The organism is Paraburkholderia sp. RL18-085-BIA-A (assembly GCF_046027075.1).
GTDB lineage: Bacteria > Pseudomonadota > Gammaproteobacteria > Burkholderiales > Burkholderiaceae > Paraburkholderia.
Genome location: NZ_JARESU010000042.1, coordinates 21,913 through 45,969 on the forward strand (window position 1 = coordinate 21,913; position 24,057 = coordinate 45,969).

General features: G+C 64.5%; 19 protein-coding genes and 1 pseudogene. 9 read left to right on the forward strand and 11 right to left on the reverse strand.

Features of this window, described 5'->3' with window-relative positions:
- Positions 1-59: 59 nt before the first annotated feature.
- The 3 genes from P0D89_RS25650 to P0D89_RS25660 all read right to left on the reverse strand — a co-directional run bounded on the left by P0D89_RS25650 (position 60) and on the right by P0D89_RS25660 (position 4,632).
- Positions 60-1,190, reverse strand: coding sequence for an acyl-CoA dehydrogenase family protein (locus P0D89_RS25650; protein WP_408357966.1), 1,131 nt, complete (start codon positions 1,188-1,190; stop codon positions 60-62).
- 12 nt (positions 1,191-1,202) lie between these two features.
- Positions 1,203-2,411, reverse strand: coding sequence for an acyl-CoA dehydrogenase family protein (locus P0D89_RS25655; RefSeq protein WP_408357974.1), 1,209 nt, complete (start codon positions 2,409-2,411; stop codon positions 1,203-1,205).
- An 88-nt stretch (positions 2,412-2,499) separates the two neighbouring features.
- A complete protein-coding gene (locus P0D89_RS25660) occupies positions 2,500-4,632 on the reverse strand; it encodes a 3-hydroxyacyl-CoA dehydrogenase NAD-binding domain-containing protein (protein WP_408357965.1) in 2,133 nt (710 codons plus the stop codon).
- Between the two features lie 179 nt (positions 4,633-4,811).
- On the opposite strand from P0D89_RS25660, the gene P0D89_RS25665 reads away from it, so the two are divergent.
- Entirely contained in the window at positions 4,812-5,720 is a 909-nt protein-coding gene (locus P0D89_RS25665) for a LysR family transcriptional regulator (RefSeq protein WP_408357964.1), read from the forward strand.
- 73 nt (positions 5,721-5,793) lie between these two features.
- Here the strand turns inward: P0D89_RS25665 and P0D89_RS25670 are convergent, their stop codons facing one another.
- Positions 5,794-6,660, reverse strand: coding sequence for a hypothetical protein (locus tag P0D89_RS25670; RefSeq protein ID WP_408357963.1), 867 nt, complete (start codon positions 6,658-6,660; stop codon positions 5,794-5,796).
- A gap of 369 nt (positions 6,661-7,029) precedes the next feature.
- On the opposite strand from P0D89_RS25670, the gene P0D89_RS25675 reads away from it, so the two are divergent.
- The 6 genes from P0D89_RS25675 (at position 7,030) to P0D89_RS25700 (ending at position 12,688) form a co-directional block, all read left to right on the forward strand.
- Entirely contained in the window at positions 7,030-8,691 is a 1,662-nt protein-coding gene (locus P0D89_RS25675; RefSeq protein ID WP_408357962.1) for an acyl-CoA synthetase, read from the forward strand.
- A 211-nt stretch (positions 8,692-8,902) separates the two neighbouring features.
- Positions 8,903-9,301: a VOC family protein gene (locus tag P0D89_RS25680; protein ID WP_408357961.1), complete on the forward strand. Its 399-nt coding sequence runs from the start codon at positions 8,903-8,905 to the stop codon at positions 9,299-9,301.
- A gap of 57 nt (positions 9,302-9,358) precedes the next feature.
- A complete protein-coding gene (locus P0D89_RS25685; protein ID WP_408357960.1) occupies positions 9,359-10,018 on the forward strand; it encodes a twin-arginine translocation signal domain-containing protein in 660 nt (219 codons plus the stop codon).
- Positions 10,019-10,043: 25 nt separating this feature from the next.
- Entirely contained in the window at positions 10,044-11,630 is a 1,587-nt protein-coding gene (locus tag P0D89_RS25690) for a GMC family oxidoreductase (protein WP_408357959.1), read from the forward strand.
- Between the two features lie 168 nt (positions 11,631-11,798).
- Positions 11,799-12,155 (forward strand): ribbon-helix-helix domain-containing protein, encoded by a 357-nt coding sequence (locus P0D89_RS25695; RefSeq protein WP_408357958.1) that lies wholly within the window; start codon positions 11,799-11,801, stop codon positions 12,153-12,155.
- 152 nt (positions 12,156-12,307) lie between these two features.
- Complete coding sequence (locus tag P0D89_RS25700) at positions 12,308-12,688, forward strand: DUF5594 family protein (RefSeq protein ID WP_408357957.1); 381 nt, start codon at positions 12,308-12,310, stop codon at positions 12,686-12,688.
- An 81-nt stretch (positions 12,689-12,769) separates the two neighbouring features.
- On the opposite strand, the pseudogene P0D89_RS25705 reads toward P0D89_RS25700, so the two are convergent.
- From P0D89_RS25705 to P0D89_RS25735, 7 genes and pseudogenes are all read right to left on the reverse strand, one after another.
- Positions 12,770-13,329, reverse strand: a pseudogene (locus P0D89_RS25705) (methyl-accepting chemotaxis protein); the annotation flags it as partial.
- Positions 13,330-13,518: 189 nt separating this feature from the next.
- Positions 13,519-15,639, reverse strand: coding sequence for a phosphocholine-specific phospholipase C (locus tag P0D89_RS25710; RefSeq protein ID WP_408357956.1), 2,121 nt, complete (start codon positions 15,637-15,639; stop codon positions 13,519-13,521).
- 49 nt (positions 15,640-15,688) lie between these two features.
- Complete coding sequence (locus tag P0D89_RS25715; RefSeq protein ID WP_408357955.1) at positions 15,689-16,021, reverse strand: hypothetical protein; 333 nt, start codon at positions 16,019-16,021, stop codon at positions 15,689-15,691.
- 287 nt (positions 16,022-16,308) lie between these two features.
- Positions 16,309-17,166: an alpha/beta fold hydrolase gene (locus tag P0D89_RS25720; protein ID WP_408357954.1), complete on the reverse strand. Its 858-nt coding sequence runs from the start codon at positions 17,164-17,166 to the stop codon at positions 16,309-16,311.
- Positions 17,167-17,174: 8 nt separating this feature from the next.
- Positions 17,175-18,791 carry a benzoate-CoA ligase family protein gene (locus tag P0D89_RS25725; protein WP_408357953.1) on the reverse strand — a complete coding sequence of 539 codons (1,617 nt, stop codon included), beginning with the start codon at positions 18,789-18,791 and terminating at the stop codon, positions 17,175-17,177.
- A 79-nt stretch (positions 18,792-18,870) separates the two neighbouring features.
- On the reverse strand, positions 18,871-20,466 hold the full coding sequence (locus P0D89_RS25730) for a 3,4-dehydroadipyl-CoA semialdehyde dehydrogenase (RefSeq protein WP_408357952.1): 1,596 nt from the start codon (positions 20,464-20,466) through the stop codon (positions 18,871-18,873).
- Between the two features lie 22 nt (positions 20,467-20,488).
- A complete protein-coding gene (locus P0D89_RS25735; protein ID WP_408357951.1) occupies positions 20,489-20,956 on the reverse strand; it encodes a DUF4863 family protein in 468 nt (155 codons plus the stop codon).
- Between the two features lie 201 nt (positions 20,957-21,157).
- Between P0D89_RS25735 and P0D89_RS25740 the strand changes: the two genes are divergently transcribed.
- Positions 21,158-22,138: a helix-turn-helix transcriptional regulator gene (locus tag P0D89_RS25740; protein WP_408357950.1), complete on the forward strand. Its 981-nt coding sequence runs from the start codon at positions 21,158-21,160 to the stop codon at positions 22,136-22,138.
- Positions 22,139-22,251: 113 nt separating this feature from the next.
- Positions 22,252-23,922, forward strand: a complete 1,671-nt coding sequence (boxC, locus tag P0D89_RS25745; RefSeq protein WP_408377436.1) for a 2,3-epoxybenzoyl-CoA dihydrolase — start codon at positions 22,252-22,254, stop codon at positions 23,920-23,922.
- Positions 23,923-24,057 lie beyond the last annotated feature (135 nt).

A 24,057-nucleotide genomic window follows, 5' to 3' on the forward strand; every position in this document is an offset into this window, starting at 1 on the left:
AGGCAGTGGCAGCCGGGCCCGCGCGCCGCGCGAGCGCTCACACGGCGGTCACGCGCTCATCAAGCAGCCCCGAGCGCCACAAACCGCTCCAGATGATGGTCCTCGTCACCTAGCTGATGATCGATCATCACGAGACGCTTCGCATAGTGAGCAAGCGGCAGCTCCCACGTCATGCCGATCCCCCCATGCAACTGGATGCATTCTTCCGCGACCCGCGTGCCGATTCTGCCGATGCTGTATTTCGCCGCCGACAGCGCGCGCTCACGCACGCGGCGCTCGGCGCCGAGCGCCGCGGCCGCGTTGATCACCGCCGAGCGCGCCTGCTCGATTTCGAGCAGCAGATCGGCCATCCGATGCTGCAACGCCTGGAAGCTGCCGATCGGCACGCCGAACTGCTTGCGCGTGCGCAGATAGTCGAGCGTGTGGTCCTTCGCGACATCCATCGCGCCGAGCGCTTCGGCACACAGCGCGAGCACGCCGCAGCCGATCGCGTATTCGAGCGTCGCGAAGCCAACGCCGGCCGCGCCGAGCAACGCGTCGCCGCCGAGCGTCACATTGTCGAACGTGACCTCGGCCGCGCGTCCGCCGTCGATCTTGCGATAGCCGCGCACGCCGACGCCTTTCGCGTCGCGCGGCACGAGAAAGAGCGTGACGCCTTCCTGCGCATCGTCGGCGCCTGCGGTGCGCGCCGACACGAGAAAGTGCGACGCATGTTCGCCGTGCTGGACCACCGCTTTAGCGCCGTTCAGTTGCCACATGTCGCCGCTGCGCTGCGCGCGCGTCGTCACGCGAGACAGTTCATAGTGGGAATCCGGCTCGCCGTGCGCAAGCGCGACGATCCGCGAACCGTCGATCAATGCGCCGAGCGTCGCTCTCTGTGCGTCGTTGCCGCTGAGCGCGATGGCGCGGCCGACGATCAGCGTATCGAGAAACGGCTCGACCACGAGGCCGCGGCCGAGGCTTTCGAACACCACCGCGATATCGAAGCCGCCGCCGCCAAACCCGCCGTCCGCTTCATCGAACAGGGCGCCGATCACGCCAAGTTCCGCGAAGCGGTTCCATAGATCGCTGCTGAACCCTTGGACCGAGCGCGCGATCCGGTCGCGCGTGTCGAAGCGATATTGCTCGGTGACAAATCGGTTGAGTGTATCCGCCAGCATGCGGCGGTCTTCGGTGTGCTGGAAATTCATGACGTGCGCCCCTTACAGTCCGAGGATCATTTTGGAAATGATGTTCTTCTGGATTTCGTTCGAGCCGCCGAAGATCGACAGCTTGCGGTTGTTGAAGTACAGCGAAGCGGCGCTCGCGGCTTCGTCGGGGCCGACCGGCGTGCCTTCGAAACCGTCGTGCAAGGCCTCCTCGACGAACGGCTGCGCATACTGGCCCATCGCGCGGCGCGTGAGCGACGAGATTTCCTGACGGATCTCGGTGCCGCGAATCTTCAACATCGAACTTTCGGCGCCGGGTACGCCGCCGCCCGCCACGGCCGCGATCACGCGCAGGTTGGTGGTCTTCATGTTCTCCAGGTCGATCTCGACGCGCGCCATGCGTGCCGCGAATGCCGGGTCTTGCGCCAAAGGCTTGCCGTTGCGGCGCTGCTTCGCGGCGATGTTGCGCAGACAATTGAAGGCGGCCACCGAAAAGCCAACGCCCGCGATATTCGTGCGCTCATAGGTGAGCAGATACTTGGCGTAGGTCCAGCCTTTGTTCTCTTCGCCGACGAGATTCGCTGTCGGCACGCGCACGTCAGTGAAAAACACTTCGTTGACTTCGTGCTCGCCGTCGAGCGTGATGATCGGCCGCACTTCGACGCCCGGCGTATTCATGTCGATCAGCAGGAAGCTGATGCCTTCCTGCTTGCGCACGTCGGTCGCGGTGCGCACGAGGCAGAAGATCATGTTCGCGTAGTGCCCGAGCGTGGTCCACGTCTTCTGTCCATTGACGATGTAGTGCTCGCCTTGCGCATCGATGCCGCGCACCGCGCTGGTCTTGACCGACGCGAGATCGGAGCCGGCGCCCGGTTCCGAATAGCCCTGGCACCACCAGTCGGAGCCATCGAGAATGCGTGGCAGCCAATGGCGCTTCTGCGCTTCGCTGCCGTACTTGATCAGCACCGGGCCGAGCATGTTGACGCCGAACGGCACCACCCGCGGCGCGCCGGCCAGCGCGCATTCGTTTTCGAAGATGAATTTCTGCACCGAGTTCCAGTCAGGGCCGCCGTACTCCTTGGGCCAGTGGTTGGCGAGCCAGCCTTGCGCATTGAGAATCGCGTGCCATTCGGCCATGTCGTCGCGCGTGAGACGGCGGCCGCCGTGCACTTTGTCGGCGAGACGCTGCGGGAGCCGGTCGCGCAGGAACGCCAGCACGTCGGCGCGAAAGGCTTCTTCTTCGGGAGTGAAGTTCAGGTCCATGGCGGGTTGTTCCGTGTCGGAGTGAGCGGAAAGCGGACCGGTGCGCGCCATGCGCGAGCGGTCCTGATCTGCTAGATGATGAGCCGTTTCAGGCCGTGTGGTTCAGGCTCGCGAAATCGGCGCCGCGTTCCACGAGGTCGACCAGCAACGGCGACGCTTGCCAGAACAGCGGGTCCTCTTTGGCGAATTCGCGGATGTCGGCGAGAATCGTCGGCAGGCCGATCATGTCCGCATATTTCATCGGGCCGCCGCGATAACGCGGAAAGCCATAGCCGTACAGGAAGGTCACGTCCACATCCAGTGGCCGCAGCGCAATGCCTTCGTGCACGACGTTCGCGCCTTCGTTGATCATCGCGGCCATGTAGCGGCGCACGATCTCTTCGTCGGTGAACGTGCGCGGCGTGATGCCCGCGCGGGCACGCTCGGCGTCGATGATCGCCTCGACTTCCGGGTCGGGCGCGCCGCTGCGCGAACCTTCGGGGTACAGATAAAAGCCGCGCCCGGTCTTCTGGCCAAACCAGCCGCGCTCGCACAGGCGGTCGGCAATCTGCACGTAGCGTGCCGAGGGGTTGCGGGTGGCCGCGCGCCGCTTGCGCGTGGCCCAGCCGATGTCGCCGCCCGCGAGGTCGACCACCTGGAACGGCCCCATCGGAAAGCCGAAGGCGCGCACGGCGGCGTCGATCTGATACGGCGATGCGCCGTCTTCCATCATCGCGTCCGCGGCGCTGCGATACACCGCGAGCACGCGGTTGCCGATGAAGCCGTCGCACACGCCCGCGCGCACCGGCGTCTTGCGCAGCTTCTTCGCGAGTTCGAAGGCGGTGGCGACCACGTCGGCTTTGACCTGCGTCGGCACCACCACTTCGAGCAGCTTCATGATGTTGGCGGGCGAGAAGAAGTGCAGGCCGATCACGTCGGCGGGGCGCGAGATGCTGGCCGCGATCGCGTCGATGTCGAGATACGACGTGTTGGTCGCGAGCACCGCGCCCGCTTTGCACACGCGATCCAGTTCGGCGAACACGGCCTGCTTCACCGCGAGGTCTTCGAACACGGCTTCGATCACGAGGTCGGTGTCGGCGAGCGCATCGTATGACGTGCTGCCGCTCCAGCGCGTCATGATGTCCGCTTTTTTCTCCGCGCCCAAGCGGCCCTTGGCGATCAGGCCATCGTAGACTTTTTCGATGTGCGCGCGACCGCGTGCGAGCGACTCATCGTCGCGTTCGATCATCGTCACCGGCAGGCCCGCGTCGAGCACCGCGACCGCGATGCCCGCGCCCATCGTGCCGCCGCCCACCACGCCGATCCTGTCGAGCGCGCGCGGTTTGGCGTTGCGCGTTTCCGGCGCCTTGAGCACTTCGCGCTCGGCAAAGAACGCGTGAATCAGCCCCGCGCGCTGCGGGCTGTCGATACATTGCAGAAATAGTTTGCGTTCGAGCCGCAGGCCTTCGTCGAAGGGCTGTTCGATCGCGGCTTCGACGGCCTCGACGATCTTCAGCGGCGAGAACAGCCCGCGCGACTTCTTCGCGGTTTCCGCGCGCGCCGTTGCGACGGCGGCGAGGCTCGCGGCGCGATCCGCGGCACCATCATCAAGCGCTGCGGCGTCGCGCGCGCGGCGCACCGGCGCGTGCGCGGCCAGCAGTTCGTGGACGTAGGCGAGCCCTTCGGCGAGGATGTCGCCGCTGCTGCCGAGCCGGTCGACGAGGCCCAGCGCGAGCGCCTCCTTCGCGCCGGCGTGCCGGCCGCTGAGGATCAGATCGAGGGCCGCTGCCGCGCCGATCAAACGCGGCGTGCGCTGCGTGCCGCCCGCGCCCGGCAGCAGGCCGAGCTGCACTTCGGGCAGTCCGAGCTTCGCGCCGTCGACGGCGATGCGGTAGTGCGCGGCGAGCGCGACTTCCAGGCCGCCGCCGAGCGCGGCGCCGTGAATCGCGGCGACGACCGGCTTGGTACACGCCTCGATGCGGTTGCACACGTCCGGCAGCGAAGGCGGCACAGGCGGTTTGCCGAACTCGCGGATATCCGCGCCCGCGATGAAGTTGCGCCCCGCGCCGACGATCAGCACGGCTTCGACGGCGTGGTCGGCGTCGGCGGCTTCGATCGCGGCGAGCAGGCCCCGCCGCACGTCGGCGGACAGCGCGTTGACCGGCGCGTGATCGATGGTCACCAGCAGCACCTTGCCGCACAATTCACGTGTGACAACGTCGGCCGAGGGGTTGGGGGGCATGGTGTCGTCTCCTGACTGTTATCGGGTTGAAACAGGGGCTCAAGCGGACATCGGACCGCGCCTCGGGCGAGGCAACCGGGGGCTTGGCGAATTGTCCCGATTGTGGATCGGTCAAGGTTTGTTGACAATCACATGGACGGTTGACAGACTGTCAAAATTACTTTGACAAAGGCGCCGCGATGGATGTCAATTCCCTGACCTTGCTGGTGGATATCCTCGACGCCGGCAACCTGAGCGAAGCCGCGCGGCGGCTGAAAATGAGCCGCGCGAACGTCAGCTATCACCTCAATCAGCTGGAGCGCTCGATCGGGCTGCAACTGGTCAGGCGCACCACGCGCCGGGTCGAACCGACCGAAATCGGTCTGCAGCTCTACGAACATGGCCGCACCATCCAGAACGCGCTGCTCGCCGCGCGCGAGTCCGTCACGATGCTCGGCAAGAGCCTGCAGGGCCGCGTGCGGCTCAGTGTGCCGAGCGGCTACGGCCAACTCGTGATGTCCGACTGGCTGATCGCGTTCAAGCGGCTTTATCCCGGCATCGTGCTGGACGTGATGTTCGAGAACCGCGTCGAGGACCTGATGCGCGACGAAGTCGATATCGCCGTGCGCGTGATGTCCGAGCCGCCGCAAAATCTGGTCGCCCGCGACATGGGGCCGGTGAGTTACGTGGCGTGCGCGTCGCCGGCTTTTGCGCATACGCACGGGATGCCCGCGAAGCTCGACGATCTGCGCACCGCGCCGCTGATCACGGCGGCCGTGGTCGGCAGGCAGTTACGCGTGGCCGCTTATCTGCGCGACGAGCGGCACGAAGTGCTGCTGGAGCCGGCCATCATCTCCGAGAACTTTCTGTTCTTGCGCCAGGCGGTGCTCGCGGGACTTGGCGTGGGGCTCGTGCCGGACTACGTGGTGCAGGACGATCTGAAACGCGGCGACGTGGTGACGGCGCTCGATGAATGGCGCCTGAGCATTTTCGGCACGCATATGTACATGCTCTATATGCCGAACCGGCATCACACGCGTGCGGCCGCGACGTTTATCGAGTTCATCTTGCAAGAGGCGCATGGGACCGGCCGGGGCGCGGCGGCCTGATTGCCAGGGATGGCGGAGGTGAAGGGGCGGCGCGGCGTTGGATGTGACTTGTCGCAATCGAAGCGCCCCCGGCTCACCCGCCAAGCTTGCGTCCAATCGCCGTTATGATCAACGGCACGCCTACGTGCAACAGCTTGCGCACGCCGTCGTCGCGTCCGACTTTCTCGACCGCGTTGTTGATCATCGTTTGCATCACGTCGGCCGGATAGAACTCGCGGAATAAAGCGTTCACGCCTGTTCCGGCAAATAGCTGATGCAGGAACGAACCGGCCGGCGGTCCAATGCGCTTGAAGATTCCCGCCTTGACCAGGCAATTGTTCCAGAGGTGCAGTGCGTATGAGTCAGCGCACCACGCCGAACACTCGTCCAGATGCCGCGGCAGAAACACCTTGTAGTAGTCGTCGATATGCACGGGGTAGAAGAGGCTTGCGGGCAGGCCGGCCTGCATGCTGTAGACGGCGGTCAGAAGGTGCGGACCCGTGTCGCCCCAGCGGGCGTTGGTCCGCTTCATTGCCTCGATCCGCAGGAGCAACTGCTGTAAACGAGGGTCTTTCGGGCTGAGGCGTAGCAGCGCCGTGCCGAGGCTGTTGGATGTCCCCCTGCCGATCAGGTCGCCGGGGGCATCGAGGTCGAAATCCCGCAGCAGCAGCATGTCGGTATCAATCCAGATCTCGTCCGTCTTGGTGAACATCGCGAAACGGAAGTAATCCGAGAAATGCGCGATCGAAGGCACGCCTTTAATCGGGAAATCGTTCAGCGCATCAGGCGGGAGAATTTCGCGTGCATCTTTCGCCATCACGCCGGCCGGCAGATCCTTGATCGCCTCATAACTGTAGAGTGACACCGCGCTGCCATAAGCGGTGAACGAACGCAGACTCGCCACTTCGTACGGCGAGAGTTCGGGGCCATGCCAAAACGACGCAAATCTTGCCTGGCTCATAGCGTATCCAGAGAGGTCACTCCGCGGGATGCGCGCCGCCTTGCGGATATGACAGGCGCAAGGCTCCGGGCACAGCTACTCTCCCGGATACTACGCGAGCGGATTGCACTCACCAGACAGAAGGCCGTAATCGCACACGCGTTGTCGCGAAACGATGAGGTCGAGTAGCAAGCGCGGTCTGAAAGCAAGTAGCGAATGTCATACGTGCCGAGTTCAGTGGCGCATGAGTACCCTGTTTCGGTACGCAACGTCGCGACCTCGATGCGCCCAGACGCGAAGCGCGAAGCGTACGATCGAATTCAACGGTGCATGCGGCGCAACTTGTGCACCAGGAACGCGCAAACCATACAGCGACACGAAGGAGACACGATGAACCTCGAAGGCCACACCTACGATTCGCTGACGGCAAACTTCGCATGGCGCATTCCGGCGCGCTACAACATCGGCGTCGACGTGTGCGACAAATGGGCCGACGGTTCGGGCCGGCTCGCGCTGATTTACGAAGACGCCGACAGCCGCGCGACGCATTACACGTTCGATCAGTTGAAGACGCTGTCCGACCGTTTCGCGAACGCGTTGCAGGCGAGCGGCGCGCAGCGCGGCGACCGCGTCGGCATCTTCCTGTCACAATCGATCGAAACGGCCATCGCGCATCTCGCCGCGTACAAGGCGGGCATGGTGGCCGTGCCGCTGTTTGCGCTCTTCGGTGTCGATGCGCTCGAACATCGTCTCGGCGACAGCGGCGCCGTCGCGCTGATCACCGATCACGCGGGCGTGCAGAAGATCGACGAAATTCGCGCGGCGTTGCCCGAGCTGCGCAACGTGTTTAGCGTGGACGCCGAACAGGATCATGTGGACCCGGCCGCGCCCGTGCGTTCCTTCTGGCGCGCGCTCGAAAGCGCTTCCGCCGATTTCCGACCGGCCGACACCGGTGCCGACGATCCCGCGATCATCATCTACACGTCGGGCACGACCGGCAAACCGAAGGGCGCGTTGCACGGACACCGCGTGCTGCCCGGCCATCTGCCGGGTGTCGAGATCTCGCAGCAGGGCTTTCCCGCTCACGCCACGCTGATGTGGACGCCGGCGGACTGGGCATGGATTGGCGGGCTGTTCGACGTGCTGTTGCCGTCTTGGCATCACGGCGTCGCCGTGCTTGCGCGCCGCTTTGCGAAATTCGACGGCGAGGCCGCGTTCGATCTGCTTGCGCGTCACGCAGTTTCGCATACGTTCCTGCCGCCGACCGCGCTGAAGATGATGCGCGGCGTCGAGCGGCCCGAGCGCTGGACGCTCGCGCTGCGCTCGGTCGCGAGCGGCGGCGAATCGCTCGGCGAGGAACTGATCGGCTGGGGCCGCAAGGCGCTGGGCGTGACGATCAACGAGTTCTATGGGCAAACCGAATGCAACGTCGTGGTGTCGTCGTGCGCGGCGCTGTTCGAGCCGCGCTTCGGCGCGATCGGCCGCGCGGTGCCGGGGCATCGCGTTGCGATCGTCGATGCGAACGGCAACGAACTGCCGCCTGGCGCGATCGGCGATATCGCAGTGGCCGCGCCCGACCCGGTGATGTTCCTCGGCTACTGGCGCAACGAGCCGGCGACACGCGAAAAATTCCGCGGCAACTTTCTGTTGACCGGCGATCTCGGCATGCGCGACGCGGACGGCTTCATCCGCTTCGTCGGCCGCGGCGACGACGTGATCACGAGCGCCGGCTACCGGATCGGACCGGCGTCGATCGAGGATTCGCTGCTGCGTCATCCGGCCGTCGCGATGGCCGCGGTGATCGGCGCGCCGGATCGCGAGCGTACTGAGATCGTGATGGCATTCGTGGTGCTCAAGCCTGGCTTCGTCGGCGATGAAGCGTTGGTGCGCGAGATCCAGCAGCATGTCAAAACGCGGCTGGCCGCGCATGAGTATCCGCGCGAGATCCGCTTTGTCGACAGCCTGCCGTTGACGGCGACGGGCAAGGTGATCCGCAAGACGTTGCGCGAGGGGCTCGTGCGGGATGCGCAGGGTCCCGCTGCAAAGAACTGAGAGCCAGCAGATGGCCACTCGCCAGCCGCGCCTGTTGCATTGCAACCAGGCGCGGTGTCACGTCCATCGCCGCATGCGCGCTCCACGCGCCGTCGAAAGCGATGCTCTCGACGCGCGTGCAACATAGGGCAAGTCCCTGGCGCGATTTAGCCGTGCATTACCACACGCATTGGCGGGCTTCTAAACTGGATTTACACAGGAGGAGACACCAATGGCCAAACTCATCCACACGATGATCCGCGTGCGCGATCTGCCGCGTTCGCTGGAGTTCTACCAAAAGGCTTTCAATTTTGACGTGGCGCACCGGCTCGACTTTCCGGAGTTCGCGCTCGTTTATCTGCGTAACGACGAAGCCGACGCCGAGATCGAACTGACCTGGAATAAAGACCGCGCCGAACCGTATTCGCACGGCGACGGCTACGGTCACGTCGCGGTCTGCGTCGACGATGCGAAAAGCGAATGGCAGCGTCTGCTCGATCTCGGCATGACGCCCAACGACCTGCGCGAATTCCACCGCGACAACGGCGAATTGCTGGCGCGCTACTTTTTCATTCAGGACCCTGACGGCTACAAGATCGAAGTGCTGGAACGTTACGGCCACTATCAATAGCAGAAGTCAAAGAGGCGGCCGCCGCGAGCAGTTGCAACACCCCACAAGGAGACAAACATGAAGACAACGGTCATTCCGATCGTCGCGTCCGATCACGCACAGTCCGCGCATCCCCACGAACACGCTCATGACGAGCACACCGCGCAAGCTGGCGCCGCCGCGCTGCGCATCCCGCTCACGCGGCGCGAACTGCTGAAGGGCAGCGGCGTGCTGATGGGCACGCTGGCGTTTTCTTCTGTATTGGCGACGCTCGCGCCGAGCCGCTCGTGGGCGCTCGAACTGCAAGGGCTCGACACACATCAGGGCGACGTGATCCTTGCATTCACGCGCCAGCTCTATCCGCACCCGACGCTCGACAACGCGGTCTACGCGCTGGTGGTCAAGGACCTCGACACGAAAGCCAAGGCCGATCCGGCGGTGCGTCAGCAACTCACGGACGGCGTCAAACAGCTCGACGCAAAAGCCGGTTCGAACTGGCTCACGCGAGCGCCCGCCGCGCAGGCTGAAGACGTCGCGGCGCTCGCGGGATTGCCGTTCTTCAACACGGTGCGCAGCACGGCCGTGGTCTCGCTGTACAGCAACACGATGGCGTATGCGCATTTCGGCTACGGCGCATCGGCCGGCGACGGCGGCTATCTGACGCACGGGTTCAACAGCCTGTCGTGGCTGCCTGATCCACCGCCCGGTGCGAGCGGCCCGATTCCTACGGATAGCTGAATAACCAGTACAACGGAGACAGGACATGAATCAGGACAACAACAAGGTGCGTTTTTCGCACAACGACGACAAGGTCGTCGTGATCATCGGATCGGGCGCGGGTGGCGGCACGCTTGCGAACGAACTGGCGCAGAAGGGTATCGACGTCGTCGTGCTGGAGGCGGGCAAGCTGCATACGCAGGCCGACTTCACGACCGACGAGTGGGGTTCGTTCCAGTTGCTGTCGTGGCTCGACAAACGCACCACGTCGGGCAGCTGGCGCGTCGCCAAAGACTTTCCGAATCTGCCCGCATGGATCTGCAAGACGGTCGGCGGCACGACCACGCACTGGGCCGGCGCGAGCCTGCGCATCCAGCCGCACGAGTTCAAGGCGAGGACCACCTATGGCGATATCAAGGACGCCAATCTGCTCGACTGGCCGCTCACGCGCGAAGAGCTCGACCCGTACTACGACCGCGCGCAGCAGAAGTTGGGCGTGACGCGCACCAACGGTCTGCCGGGCCTGCCGGCCAATAACAACTTCAAGGTGATGTCGGCCGGCGCGATGAAGGTCGGCTACAAGGAGTGCAATACCGGGCACATGGCGATCAACAGCGTGGTGCGCGACGATCGCGCGCATTGCTTCCAGCGCGGCTTCTGCTTTCAGGGCTGCCGCACGGGCGCGAAGTGGTCCACGCTCTACACCGAGCTGCCGCGCGCGCAGGCCACCGGACATATGGAGTTGCGCACCCAGGCGCACGTGGTGCGGATCGATACCGACGCGCGCGGCAAGGCGAAGGAGGTGCTCTACTACGACGGCAACGGCAAATTGCAGCGGCAGAAGGCGCGCATCGTCGCGGTGGCCGGCAATGCGATCGAGACGCCGCGCCTGTTGCTGAACTCGCATTCGAGCAAGTTCCCGCAAGGTCTCGCGAACGGCTCGGGACAACTGGGACGCAACTACATGCGTCACACCACGGGCTCGGTGTACGCGGTGTTCAACGACAAGGTGGACATGTTCAAGGGCACCACGATGGCAGGCATCATCGAGGACGAAGCGGTGTTCAATCCGAAGCGCGGCTTCGCGGGCGGCTATCACATGGAGACCGTTTCGCTCGGGCTGCCGTTTTATGCGGCCTTTCTCGACCCCGGCGCATGGGGACCGAAGTTCACACAGGCAATGGATCAGTACGCGTACACGGCGGGCATGTGGATCGTCGGCGAGGATATGCCGCGCGAGAACAATCGCGTGACGTTGAATGCGGACGTGAAGGATCAATACGGCCAGCCGGTCCCCAACGTGCATTTCGACGATCATCCGAACGACGAAGCGATGCGCGAGCACGCGTTCAAACAGGGCAGCGCGGTGTACGAGGCGGCCGGTGCGAAGACCGTGTATCGCGTGCCGCCGTATCCGTCGACGCACAATCTCGGCACCGCGCGCATGAGCGCGCGCGCCGACGACGGCGTGTGCAACAGCTTCGGCCAGACGCACGAGGTGTCGAACCTGTTCATCTCGGACGGCAGCCAGTTCACCACCGGCGCGGCGGAAAATCCGACGCTGACGATCGTCACGCTGGCGATTCGCCAGGCCGATCACATCGCGGCGCAGATGGGCAAACGCGCGGTGTAAGGGGCGCAAGAGGCGCAAGAGGCGCAAGAGGTGCAAGAGGTGGGGCCGGCGTTCGGGTTCGGGGCGATTGCCCGGCGAAGAATGCCGGCGTATGTTGGCGAAGGCGGGGCGCGGTGGCGGCGCGAGGCGAGCCACGGCATATCCGAGTCAAGACAGGGAGTGCACGCCATGTGTGGGATTTATATCGACGCCGATCCGATCCTGTATGAATCGCGCACGCGTTCATTGCGGATTCACGGTGTGATCACGACCGTGCGGCTGGAAAATCTGTTCTGGGACGTGTTGTGCGAAATCGCCGCGCGCGAAGGGATGACGACCAGTCAGTTCGCCGTGAAGCTGTATGACGAGCTGATTGCACTGCGCGGCGAGATGCCGACCAACTTCGCGTCGTTTTTGCGGGTGTGCTGTCTGCGCTATCTGTCGATGCGCACGGAAAAGGAGAAGGGCGCGAGCGTTCCTGATGCGATGCCCGAGTTGGCAGGGGCGGTGAACGAAACGAGGCCGCGAATTCTGAAGACGGTTTGATGCGCGTGAGTTGTGTGACGAGGCGGCGGCTATGCATTGGCGTCGGCGCATTCGCCTTCCACCAAAGCCGCCGCGGATACGCGACAGGTACGGCCCCGCTCGCATGCTACGATGCTCCGCTGATTGCGCAAAGCATAACGTCGGAGACACAGATGCGTCCGGAGAATGCCGCCCGATTCGATCAACAGTTTGCGCCTCGTATCGCCGAGGCGATTGCCGCGTATTTCGCGGCCACCGTGCATACCGAAGTGCTGCCGTACGGCGGACCTGGGCATCCCACTCGCGTGCGCATTTACGCGACGCAGCTCGACGATCTGGGCCACTATCCGCATCCGTTGAATCTGTTTCTGACCTGGGACAGCGACGAGATCGAGCGGTTGATGGGCGCGCACGGGCAGACGCGCTTCGCCAACTATCTCGCCGCGCTGCCGCGCAAGCTGACAGCGTGGACCCACGCGCGTGAACTGGATTTCCTGTCGCACACGCAGGGCGAACCGGTGACGTTACTCGGTGGACTCGACTTCGAGTCGTGAGCGGCGTGAGCGGCATGACGAGCGCCGCGTAGCGCACACTACCGGATAACCAGCAATAGCGCCCGCGCACCAGCCGCCGCCTTAATCCAGCTTGAACTGCGTTACCGCGCTGGCGAGACTCACCGCCTGGCTTTGCAACGCGGCCGCCGCCGCTGTCGATTGCTCGAGCAGTGCCGCATTCTGCTGAAACATCTCGTCGAGCTGGCTGACCGCGCGATTCACTTCCTGAATGCCACGCGTCTGTTCGTTAGCCGCCTGGGTGATTTCGGAAATGATGGTCGTCACGCTCGCGACGCTGGTGACGATCTCCGTCATCGTTTCGCCGGCCTGGCGCATCTGACCCCGAGCCCGACGTCACGCTCGCGACGGTAGCTTCGATCAACGCCTTGATCTCTTTCGCGGCCCTGTTCGCCGGCGCGCGCGGCTTCCACCGCCGCGTTCAGCGCGAGAATGTTGGTCTGAAACGCAATCCCGTCGATCACGCCGATGATGTCGGCGATCTTCACCGACGCGTGCTGGATCTCGCTCATCGTCGTGATGACTTCGCCGATCACCATGCCGCCGCGCGAAGCGACCAGTGAGGCGGACACCGCGCTGTGAATGTTGTTTGGCGAGCCGCATGCGGCGGCGCGGCGCTGAATGTTTTTTTCGCGCGCCGCATGTCTTGAGCAGACGCCGAAAGAACCAGACGCCGAAAGAAATAGCGCCCGGCGGCATACGCTCGCCAAGCGCTGTATTCAACCGACAACAACGCGACTAGTTCGTTACTACGCTACGCCGCGAAGCCGGCGGCGGCCGCTCATTTGACCCGTCAACCTTGTGATCAATGCTCAACTGCCCAGCGCCGGATCGCTCATGCTGCTCTTGCCAGTCTCCACATGGCCGGCGAGGCGCCGCACGAACGCCGTGTCGGTATCGACCGTGATCGCGAGGTCGTACCAGCCGTGCGCATTGCGCAAATCGAGGTAGAGCTGTTCGGTATCGCCGCCGCGCACCGAATGCTTGATCACGTTGCCGGCGTCGTACGCGTTGACGATCGTGAACTGGCAACGCGCGCTGCCCACGTTTTCGAGCCGCAGTTGCAGATTGCCGTTCGCTACGTCGTAACCCTCGGCGATTTCCGGCCGCGCGATGTCCGAGCCGTTCCACCAGTTACGCGCAACCGCTTTGCCCGCGAAACGCCGCAGAAAACCGTTCGGGCCGTGCACGGTGAAGTCGTAGCTGCCGTCGGCATCCAGCGGCAACTGATCCTGCAGCCGCTTGCCGGCTTCGACCGTATAGGTGCGCGGCGCGTCGCCACCCTGCGCGGCGTAGACGAGGAACACCGCGCCGGCGCGGCCGGTGTTGACGAAGCGCATCGTCAACTGCTTCGCCGAGCCGTCGCCGTGCACGCGCACGAACAGTTCGTAAGGCAACGCGCGCGCGGGGCGGACGCCGGCTTCCTGCTTCGGCAGCGCCTGCGCGGCCGGCGGTTGCGGCACGTAATCCGGATGGCGGTTCTGATCGGGCGGCACGTAGGCGTTCGTGCTCGGCAGGGTCGGGAACGCGTCGTTCGGATTACTGAAATTGAACGCCGACAGCAGATCGCCGCACACCGCGCGACGCCACGGCGTGATGTTCGATTCGCCGAGATTGTGCTGCTGGCCGAAACGCTTTTCGATGAAGCGGATCACCGACGTATGGTCGAACACTTCCGAGCACACGTAGCCGCCTTTCGACCACGGTGACACGACCAGCATCGGCACACGCGGCCCGAGGCCGTAGGGGCCTGCGGCATTTTTCGCATCGCCCGGATAGATTTCGTTGCTGATGTCGACGGTCGACAGGCCGTTGGCGTTCGACGCCGCCGGGAAAGGCGGCGCGATGTGATCGAAGAAGCCGTCGTTCTCGTCGAAGTTGATCAGCAGCACGGTCTTGCTCCACACATCGGGATTCGACGTGAGAACCTGCAAGACCTGATCGACGTACCACGCGCCGTAATTCGAAGGCCAGTTCGGATGCTCGGAGTACGCTTCGGGCGCGACGATCCACGACACTTGCGGCAGTGAGTTGTTCTGCACGTCGCGCTTGAGGATGTCGAAGAAATCGTCGCCTTTGGCCGCGTTGGTGCCGGTGCGCGCGTTGTCATAGAGCGGATTGCCGGGCTGCGCGGTGCGGTACTGGTTGAAGTAGAGCAGCGAGTTGTCGCCGTAGTTGCCGATGTACGGGTTCTGCGTCCAGCCCCACGCACCGTTGCCGTCGAGACCGATGCCGATGTCCTGATAGATCTTCCACGAGATGCCCGCGTTCTGCAGCACTTCCGGATAGGTGGACCAGCCGTAGCCGAGCTCCGAGTTGTCGAGCACCGGGCCGCCGCCGCTGCCGTCGTTGCCGACCCAGCCGGTCCACATGTAGTAGCGGTTCGGGTCCGTCGAGGTCATCGTCGAGCAGTGGTACGCGTCGCAGATCGTGAACGCGTCGGCGAGCTGGTAGTGAAACGGGATGTCGTCGCGCGTGAGGTAGGCCATCGTGAGCGCGCCCTTGGCGGGCACCCATTGATCGTAGCGGCCGCCGTTCCAGGCCGCGTGCGTGCTGCCCCAGTCGTGCGCGAGATCCTGCAGGAACTGCAGGCCCAGGTTCGGCGCAGTAGGATGGAACGGCAGCACGTATTCTGCGTTTGCGGCATCCGCCGCGAGCGGTTGATACCAAACCGGCTGGCCACTCGGCAGATTGATCGCGCGCGTATCGCCGAAACCGCGTACGCCTTTGAGCGTGCCGAAGTAGTGATCGAAGGAACGGTTTTCCTGCATCAGCACGACGATGTGTTCGACGTCGTAAAGCGAGCCGGTCCGGTTGTTGGCTGGAATGGCGAGCGCGTTGCGAATGCCCAGCGGCAACATGCTCAGCGCGGTAGCGGAACCAGCGGCTTGCGCGGCGGAGCGCAGAAAATCACGGCGATTTTTTGAGGTCATGGTCTTGCTTTCGAACTTCGGTTGATGAACGATACATCTGGCGCGGAACTCAATCCACGGTATGGATCACCGGCGTGGCGAGCGGTGCCGTGGCGGCGGTGGATAGTGCCGCGCCGGTATTTGAAGCGGGTAGTGCCGGGGTTTGAATCGTGAGCGCGGGCGGCGCGGACTCGGCCTCCGACGGATTCGCCGATGCCATCGCGGCTGTGTTGTTGTGATCGGCGAGGCTGTCCGCCGAGGCGGGCGTGCCTGTGTTTGCCGCATGGTTGTCGGCAGCATCGTTGCTGCATGCGCTAATCAGCGCGCATAGCGAAGCGGCGATCAACGCAGAAGCCAAACGTTTGCGCTGCAACGCGCGTGAGGACTTCCACACAGAGGGCATGACAACGTCTCCGGCACGGGGATGGGCGCCAAGGCATCCATTTGCCCAGGTCAGCGATGCGGGAGCATAGTCGCTTACCTGTGTATTTTTTATGAAGAAAGGGTAAGAAAGAGGCGGGCGCTGATGCCGCTGCCCGTTGGATGGGCGAGGGCGGCGGCGATAGTGCGGTTTGACGGTCGCAGTTCAGAAGTGGCGATGGTGCGCGCTTCAGGGTTTGCGGGTGGTTCGCCTGTGGAGTGGTTGACTGTTTCCTGTTGCAGCGACCTTTGCACTAAATGTCGTCATGGTCACTGGTGCTGCGACGAAACAAATGCCGCGATCGCATCGTTCAACTTACCGGGCGCATCCCGATGCGGCGAATGTCCGCAAGCGTCGAGCTTGACGAGCTGCGTTTGCGGCACGCGAGCGGCGATCGTATCGATCTGCGCCATCGTCCCGTAGTTGTCGTCATGGCCCTGTATCGCGAGGAGCGGCTGGCGGATCGACGCCAGTTCCGCCGTAATCGACCACTGCCTGAACGCGGGGTTCAACCAGATATCGTTCCAGCCATAGAACGCGGAATCGACATCGGCGTGATAGCGGCCGAGCTTCGCGCGCAAGTCCGTGGTTTCGTACAGCTGCTTCGTCTGCGCGATGCTCTCCACCGAGATGTCTTCGACGAACACGTGCGGTGCGATGACCACCGCGCCCGCTAGCGCGTCGGGATGGAGCGCCGCGTAGAGCAGCGCGATCGAGCCGCCGTCGCTATGGCCGACGACCCACATGCGCTCGCGCTCGCGCGCGTCGATAGCGAGCGCGTCGAGCAGAGCGGGGAGGATGTCGCGCGCCTGGTCTGTCATGAAATCGACGGGCCATTTCACGTGATGCGCGCGTGGCGTGGACAATCCATAGCCGGGCCGCGAATAAACCAGTCCCCGCATGCCGAGCCGCTCGCACAACGTCTGCGGCCAGTCGCGCCACATGGCGATCGAGCCGAGCCCTTCGTGCAGGAACACGGCGATCGGCGCATCGGCCGCTGTCTGGTTGATCCAGCGATACTCGATGCGCAACGGCCCATGCGAAGCCGTAGCGTGAAGTTCAGCGAAACTGCTGGCCGTGGGTGTGGCAGCGGCAGCAGCATCGGCGGCAAGGGTGGGGTTCTGCATGGATCACCTTATGACAGTTCGCGCAGTTTGAAGCGCTGAATTTTGCCGGTGGCGGTCTTGGGCAAGTCGTCGGTAAACACGATGTCGCGCGGATACTTGTGCGGCGCGAGCCGTGCCTTGACGAAGGCCTTCAGTTCGTCCGCGAGTATCTCAGACGCCGCGAAGTCGCGCTTCAGTACCACGAACGCGCGGGTCTTCACGAGACCGCCGTGGTCGACGCCGACCACCGCCGCTTCGAGTACCGCATCGTGCTGCACGAGCACCATCTCCACCTCGACCGGCGACACATACTGACCGCTGACTTTGAGCATGTCGTCGCTGCGGCCGGCGTATACGTAGCAGCCGTTCGGCAGCCGGCGATACTTGTCGCCGCTGCGAATCCATTCGCCGAGAAACGTCGCGCGGGACTTCTCGCGATTGCTCCAGTACATCAGCGCCGCACTCGGCCCCTTGATATACAGATCGCCGATTTCGCCATCCGGTACCGGATGACCGGCTTCGTCGCGCAACTCTACTTCGTAGCCCGGCACGGGACGGCCAGTCGTGCCGTACTCGACTTCGCCGCCTCGATTCGACAGAAAGATATGCAGCATCTCGGTTGAGCCGATCCCGTCGAGAATCTCGGCGCCGAAATGCGCGGTGAAGCGCTCGCCGATTTCACGCGGCAAGGCTTCGCCCGCCGACGTGCACACGCGAATCGCGACATCATCGCGCGCGGGCAGGTTGGGCGACACCAGCATGCTCGCGTACAGCGTGGGCACGCCATAGAAAACGGTCGGACGATGCCGCACGAGACGCGCGAAAATCGCGTCGGCGGTGGGGCGCTCCGCCATCAGGACGGCGGTGGCGCCGACCGACAGCGGAAAGGTCAGCGCGTTGCCGAGCCCGTACGCAAAGAAGAGTTTGGCCGCCGAAAACACCACGTCGCTTTCGACGATCCCCAATACCGCCTTTGCGTACAACTCGGCGGTCCAGTACAGATTCGCATGTGTGTGGACCGTGCCTTTGGGCTTGCCGGTCGAGCCGGACGAATACAGCCAGAACGCGATGTCGTCGCCACTGCTCGCGCAGGCCTTGATGGCCGGGTCGGCGTCGTCGATCAGATCTTCCAGTCGGGGCGCCGAAGGCGGCGTGCCGTCGAGCGGTTCAGAGACGATCAGCTGGCAACCGTCATGTTCGGCGGTAGCCATCGCCTCGGTGACGTTCGGCAGTAACGCTCCCGACGCGATGACGGCGCGCGCGTGGCTGTGCGTGAGCATGTACACATAGTCGGCGGGGGCGAGCAACGTATTCGCGACCACCGGCACGACGCCCGCATACAGTGCGCCGAGAAACGCGATCGGCAATGCGACGGTATCGAGCATCACGAGCAGCACCCGTTCCTCGGGATGCAGGCCGAGCGTGCGCAGCGCGGTCGCGAAGCGGCGTGCGCGTTCTTCGAGTTCGCCGTAAGTGGTGGAGCCGGTGTCGTCGATATAGGCGATCTTGCCGGCGCGCGCTTCATTCAACCGAAACAGATGAGTGGCGAAATTGAATAGCGGGGGCGGCGGCGCGACCGTCGCGGCGGACTGCGCGGTGGGCCGCGCAGTGGGCTGATTTGCAGCTGTCTCCAGCAGGGATTCCATCTGTCTCCTCCATGGGTGGGGGCGATCCGGCTGTTTTGTGCTCGTGATCCGCGCGATGCTTGCAGCTCGCCTCGTGCCGTCAGGCCGTGGCGGGGTGAGTCGTTTGCGTCAGCGTGTCGATGGCCGCGGCTGGCGCCTGGACCGCGCAGCGCCGGTGATAGAACCCGAGCGCGCGCAAGCCGCCGAGTTCTTCACCGCCGCCCGCGCGGCCGGGCCCGCCATGCAGCGACATCGGCATCACGTTGCCGTGGCCGGTCTGACTTTGCTGGACCGATGGCGAGATCGCATGCACGCGTCCGTGCGAATCGGCGAGTTCCAGCGCGAGCCGGCCGCAATGCGCGTCCTGGTTCGAATAGATCGACGCGACGAGCGAGCCCTGGCCGCGTCGCGCGAGCGCGACGGCGTGCGCTTCAGGAAGTTCGCTCGCGTCGGCGGCGACGCGATAGGGCGCCACCGTCGCGACAGGTCCGAATACCTCGAGATCGTGTAGCAGCGTCGCGCTGTCCGGATCATTCGCCACGAACAGATGCGGCGCGACGCAAGCCGCGGTCGCCGGGTCCGCGTCGATCAGCGGCGCAGCTGAGCCGTCGAACGCGAGCACCGCTTCCTCGCGCAACGCGGCGATGCCGGCCAGCACGTTCTCGTATTGCTCGCGGCTCACGAGCGCGCCCATCCGCACGGCTTCGTTGCGCGGATTGCCGACGCTGATTTTCGCGAGCTTCGTCTTGAGTGCGTCGAGCACGGCTTCGAGCGCGGTTTCCGGCACGAACGCGCGGCGGATCGCCGTGCATTTCTGCCCGGACTTCACGGTCATTTCGCGCACCACTTCCTTGATGAACAAGTCGAACGCGGGTGTGTCGGGTGTCGCATCGGCGCACAGAATCGCGCTGTTCAGACTGTCGGCCTCGACGTTCAGACGCGCGCCGTGCCGCACGAAAGCAGGATGCGCGCGCAAGGTGGCGGCGGTGTCCGCCGAGCCGGTGAACGACACGACGTCGAAGGGCTGAATCTGATCGAGCAGGCCCGCGGAGCTGCCGCAGATCACGGAAAGCGCGCCGGGCGGCAGCATGCCCGCGTCGACCACATCGGCGACCATGCGCTGCGTGAGCCACGCGGTGGCCGTGGCGGGCTTGACGATGACCGGCACGCCCGACAGCAGCGCGGGCGCCGCCTTTTCCCACAGACCCCAGGACGGAAAGTTGAACGCGTTGATGAAGAGTGCGATGCCGCGTGTCGGCACGAGCACATGCTGGACGCTGAACGTTTGATCCTTGCTCAGCGGCACGGCGTTGCCGTCGCGCAGCGCGTGCACGTCGCCGAGCGACGCGCCGAGTTTCGCGTAGTACGACAAAGTAAAGATGCCGCCGTCGATGTCGACCGCAGAGTCATTGCGCGTGGTGCCGGAGTTCGCCGTGGCGATTGCGTAGTAGTCGTCACGCTTTGCTTGCAGCAGCTTGACGATCTCGGCGAGGTGCGCCGCGCGCTGCGCGTAGGTCAATGCGCGCAGCGCGGCGCCACCCTGGTCGCGCGCAAAGCCGAAGGCCTGCGCGAGGTCAAGCCCTTCGCTCGACACGCGCACGAGCGCTTCGCCCGTCACCGGATCGGTCAGCGTCGTGCCCGCGCCGCTGCCCGCGATCCACTGCCCGGTCACATGGTTCTTCAGAAGTTCGGTCATGGTTTTCTCAAACGGAAGTGAATCAAGCGGAAGTGAATTCGATCGCGCCTTGCGGCAACAGATACAGCACCAGCGCCTCACCGTTCGCGACGGTCGGGCGATGTGCGGAGCCGGGGCCGTACACGCACCAGCCGGCCGGGTGGCCGTCGAACGTCGCGCCTTCGGTGAGCGGCATGATCAGATCGATCTCGCCGTGCGGATGCACGTGATGCGGGCCGGCAATGTCGTGCATGTCGACGACGTCGACGGAAAAGCCGTGGGTCTCGGGCAGCGGCTTGAAGATGCGGCCATAGCGAATGCCGCCGCCCTGGCGGTTGCACAGCCAGCCTTCCGCGACGCCGATCCGGCACGCGTTCGCGAGTTCGCGGAAGGTCGCGCTGTCGGCCGGGTAGGTGTCGTTCAGCCATGTCGCAAGCTGGTCGTCGAGCGTCCGGCCGGCGAGTTGCTCAGTGACGCCCGCAATCAGGCGCTGGAATTCATGTGGGGACATGCGAGCCTCCAGATCAGCGCGCTCGCGCAGCCAGGGTGCCTCGGCACCCGAATGCATGCGTATTGCCGCGCAGTCTCCATGACGCAGCCGAAGGCGTTCGGCAGCGTTTGTTATTGGATCAATATTTGGCGAAAATTAACCGTTCACCTGGTGCGTGTCAAGCACTATAGTACATATATCGCAGCCACAAGGTGGTAAAACATGAATCAAAAGTACTCCCCCGCACCGCTGGACGAGGCCGCCGCCGACGACACGCACCGCGCCGAGCCCGCGGAGCGTGGCGGCGAACGCGAAGAGCGCGATCCGTTTCTGACCGCGATGGGCGAACGGGTGCGCCTGCTGCGCGCGCGCCGCGGCATGACGCGCAAGACGCTGGCCACCGAAACCGGCCTGTCGGAGCGGCATCTGGCGAATCTGGAGTCGGGGGTCGGCAACGCTTCGGTGCTGGTGCTGCGGCAGCTCGCGGGTGCGCTGAACTGTTCGCTTGCCGAGGTGATCGGCGACGAAACCACCGCGTCCGCCGAATGGCTGCTGATCCGCGAACTGCTGCAAGGCCGCGATCAGGCCGCGTTGCAGCGCGCCCGCGTGGCGCTCGCCGAGATGTTCGCGCAAGCGCCGCGCGACCCGAATCGCAAGAACCGCATCGCGCTGATCGGTCTGCGTGGCGCGGGCAAATCGACCTTCGGCAGGATGCTGGCGCAGGAGCGCAAGGTGCCGTTCGTCGAGCTGACGCGCGTGATCGAGCAGATGGCCGGCTGCCCGCCGTCGGAGATTCATTCGCTGTATGGAGCGAGCGCTTACCGGCGCTATGAGCATCGCGCGCTCGAAGCCGTGATTCAGGAGCACGAGCGCGCGGTGATCGCGTCGCCGGGCGGACTGGTGTCGGAGGCCGGCACGTTCAACGCGCTGCTGTCGCACTGCTTCACCGTGTGGCTGCAGGCCACGCCGGAAGAGCATATGCGCCGCGTCGTCGCGCAAGGCGATCTGCGGCCGATGTCGGGCAACAAGGAGGCGATGGACGACCTGAAGCGCATCCTCGCGGGGCGTGGCGAGCTGTACGGCCGCGCCGACATGACCTTCGATACCAGCGAAAAAACGCTGGCCGACGCCTATCTGCAATTGCGCGACCGGCTCGCCGCGCGGCTCGCAGCGGAATCGCCCGACGACGTGCGGGTGGGTTGACCTGCAGCGAGGCGTCAGGGTTTACTAGCAAACATGCATTAAAGTGCTTTACATGGGATTGGCAGTGCACTATTATTCAAAAAACAGATTTGCATCCAGTCAGGAGACGCCCCATGTCCGCAGCAGAAACCGCCGTCGCCCCAGTCGACTATCGCACCGACCCCTCGCAGTACAAGCACTGGAAGCTGAGCTTCAACGGTCCCGTCGCGACGCTCGCGATCGACATCGCCGAAGACGGCGGCATCCGCGACGGCTACAAGCTGAAGCTCAATTCATACGATCTGGGCGTCGACATCGAACTGCACGACGCGATACAACGCATCCGCTTCGAGCATCCCGAAGTCAAAACCGTCGTGCTGACGAGCCTCAAGGACCGCGTGTTCTGCTCGGGCGCCAATATCTTCATGCTGGGTTTGTCCACGCATGCGTGGAAGGTCAACTTCTGCAAGTTCACCAACGAAACGCGCAACGGTCTGGAAGACTCGTCGCGTCATTCCGGCCTGAAGTTTCTCGCCGCGGTGAACGGCGCCTGTGCGGGTGGCGGCTATGAACTCGCGCTGGCCTGCGACGAAATCTATCTGATCGACGACCGTTCGTCGTCGGTGTCGCTGCCCGAAGTGCCGCTGCTCGGCGTGCTGCCGGGCACCGGCGGACTGACACGCGTCACGGACAAGCGCCGCGTGCGCCACGATCGCGCCGACATCTTCTGCACGGTGGTTGAAGGCGTGCGCGGCGAGCGCGCGAAGGCATGGCGTCTGGTCGATGAAGTCGTGAAGCCGAACCAGTTCAATCAGGCCATCCAGGCGCGCGCGTTGGAACTCGCCGCGCAGAGCGACCGTCCGGATGGCGCGCCTGGCGTGATGCTCACGCGCATCGAACGCACCGATCGTGCAGACGGGCTCACTTACCAGACACTCGACGTGACGATCGATCGCGCGAAACGCATCGCGACGTTCACCGCCAAGGCCCCGCACGCGGAGCCGCCCACGCAGATCGACGCGATCGTCGCGGCGGGCGTGAACTGGTGGCCGCTGCAATTCGCGCGCGAACTCGACGACGCGATCCTGTCGATGCGCACCAACGAACTGGAAATCGGCACCTGGGTCTTCAAGACCGAAGGCGACGCCCGCAAGCTGCTCGCCGCCGACGCCACGCTGCTGCAGCACAAGGGTCACTGGTTCGTGCGCGAGACCATCGGGCTGTTGCGCCGCACCCTCGCGCGCATCGACGTGTCGTCGCGCTCGCTGTTCGCGCTGATCGAGCCGGGCTCGTGCTTTGCCGGCACTTTCGCGGAACTCGCCTTCGCCGCCGACCGCAGTTACATGGCCGCGCTTCCGGACAACGAGGACGAGGAGCCGGCCATCACGCTGTCGGAAGTCAACTTCGGTCTTTATCCGATGGTCACGCAGCAGTCGCGGCTCGCCCGGCGCTTCTATGAAGAGGCCGAACCGCTCGACGCCGTGCGCTCGCGAATCGGCCAGCCCGTCAAGCCGGTCGAAGCCGAGCGGCTCGGCCTCGTGACCGCGTCGCCCGACGATATCGACTGGGCCGACGAAATCCGCATCGCGCTCGAAGAACGCGCGGCGATGTCGCCGGATGCGTTGACCGGCCTCGAAGCGAATCTGCGCTTCAACGGCCCGGAAACGATGGAGACGCGCATCTTCGGCCGTCTCACCGCGTGGCAGAACTGGATTTTCAACCGGCCGAACGCAGTGGGCGAGAAGGGTGCGCTCAAGGTGTACGGCAAGGGCAGCAAGGCGCAATTCGACGTTTCGCGCGTTTGATGCCTGCGTGAACGTGCGCCTGCACTTGAGCAACACGCGGCGCGCGCTTCACGTAAGCAACGCGACCTGACGCAACGCCACCCGCCCGATACGCGCCTCTCACCGTCAGCACTGCAGCTTCCGAACAAGGAACCG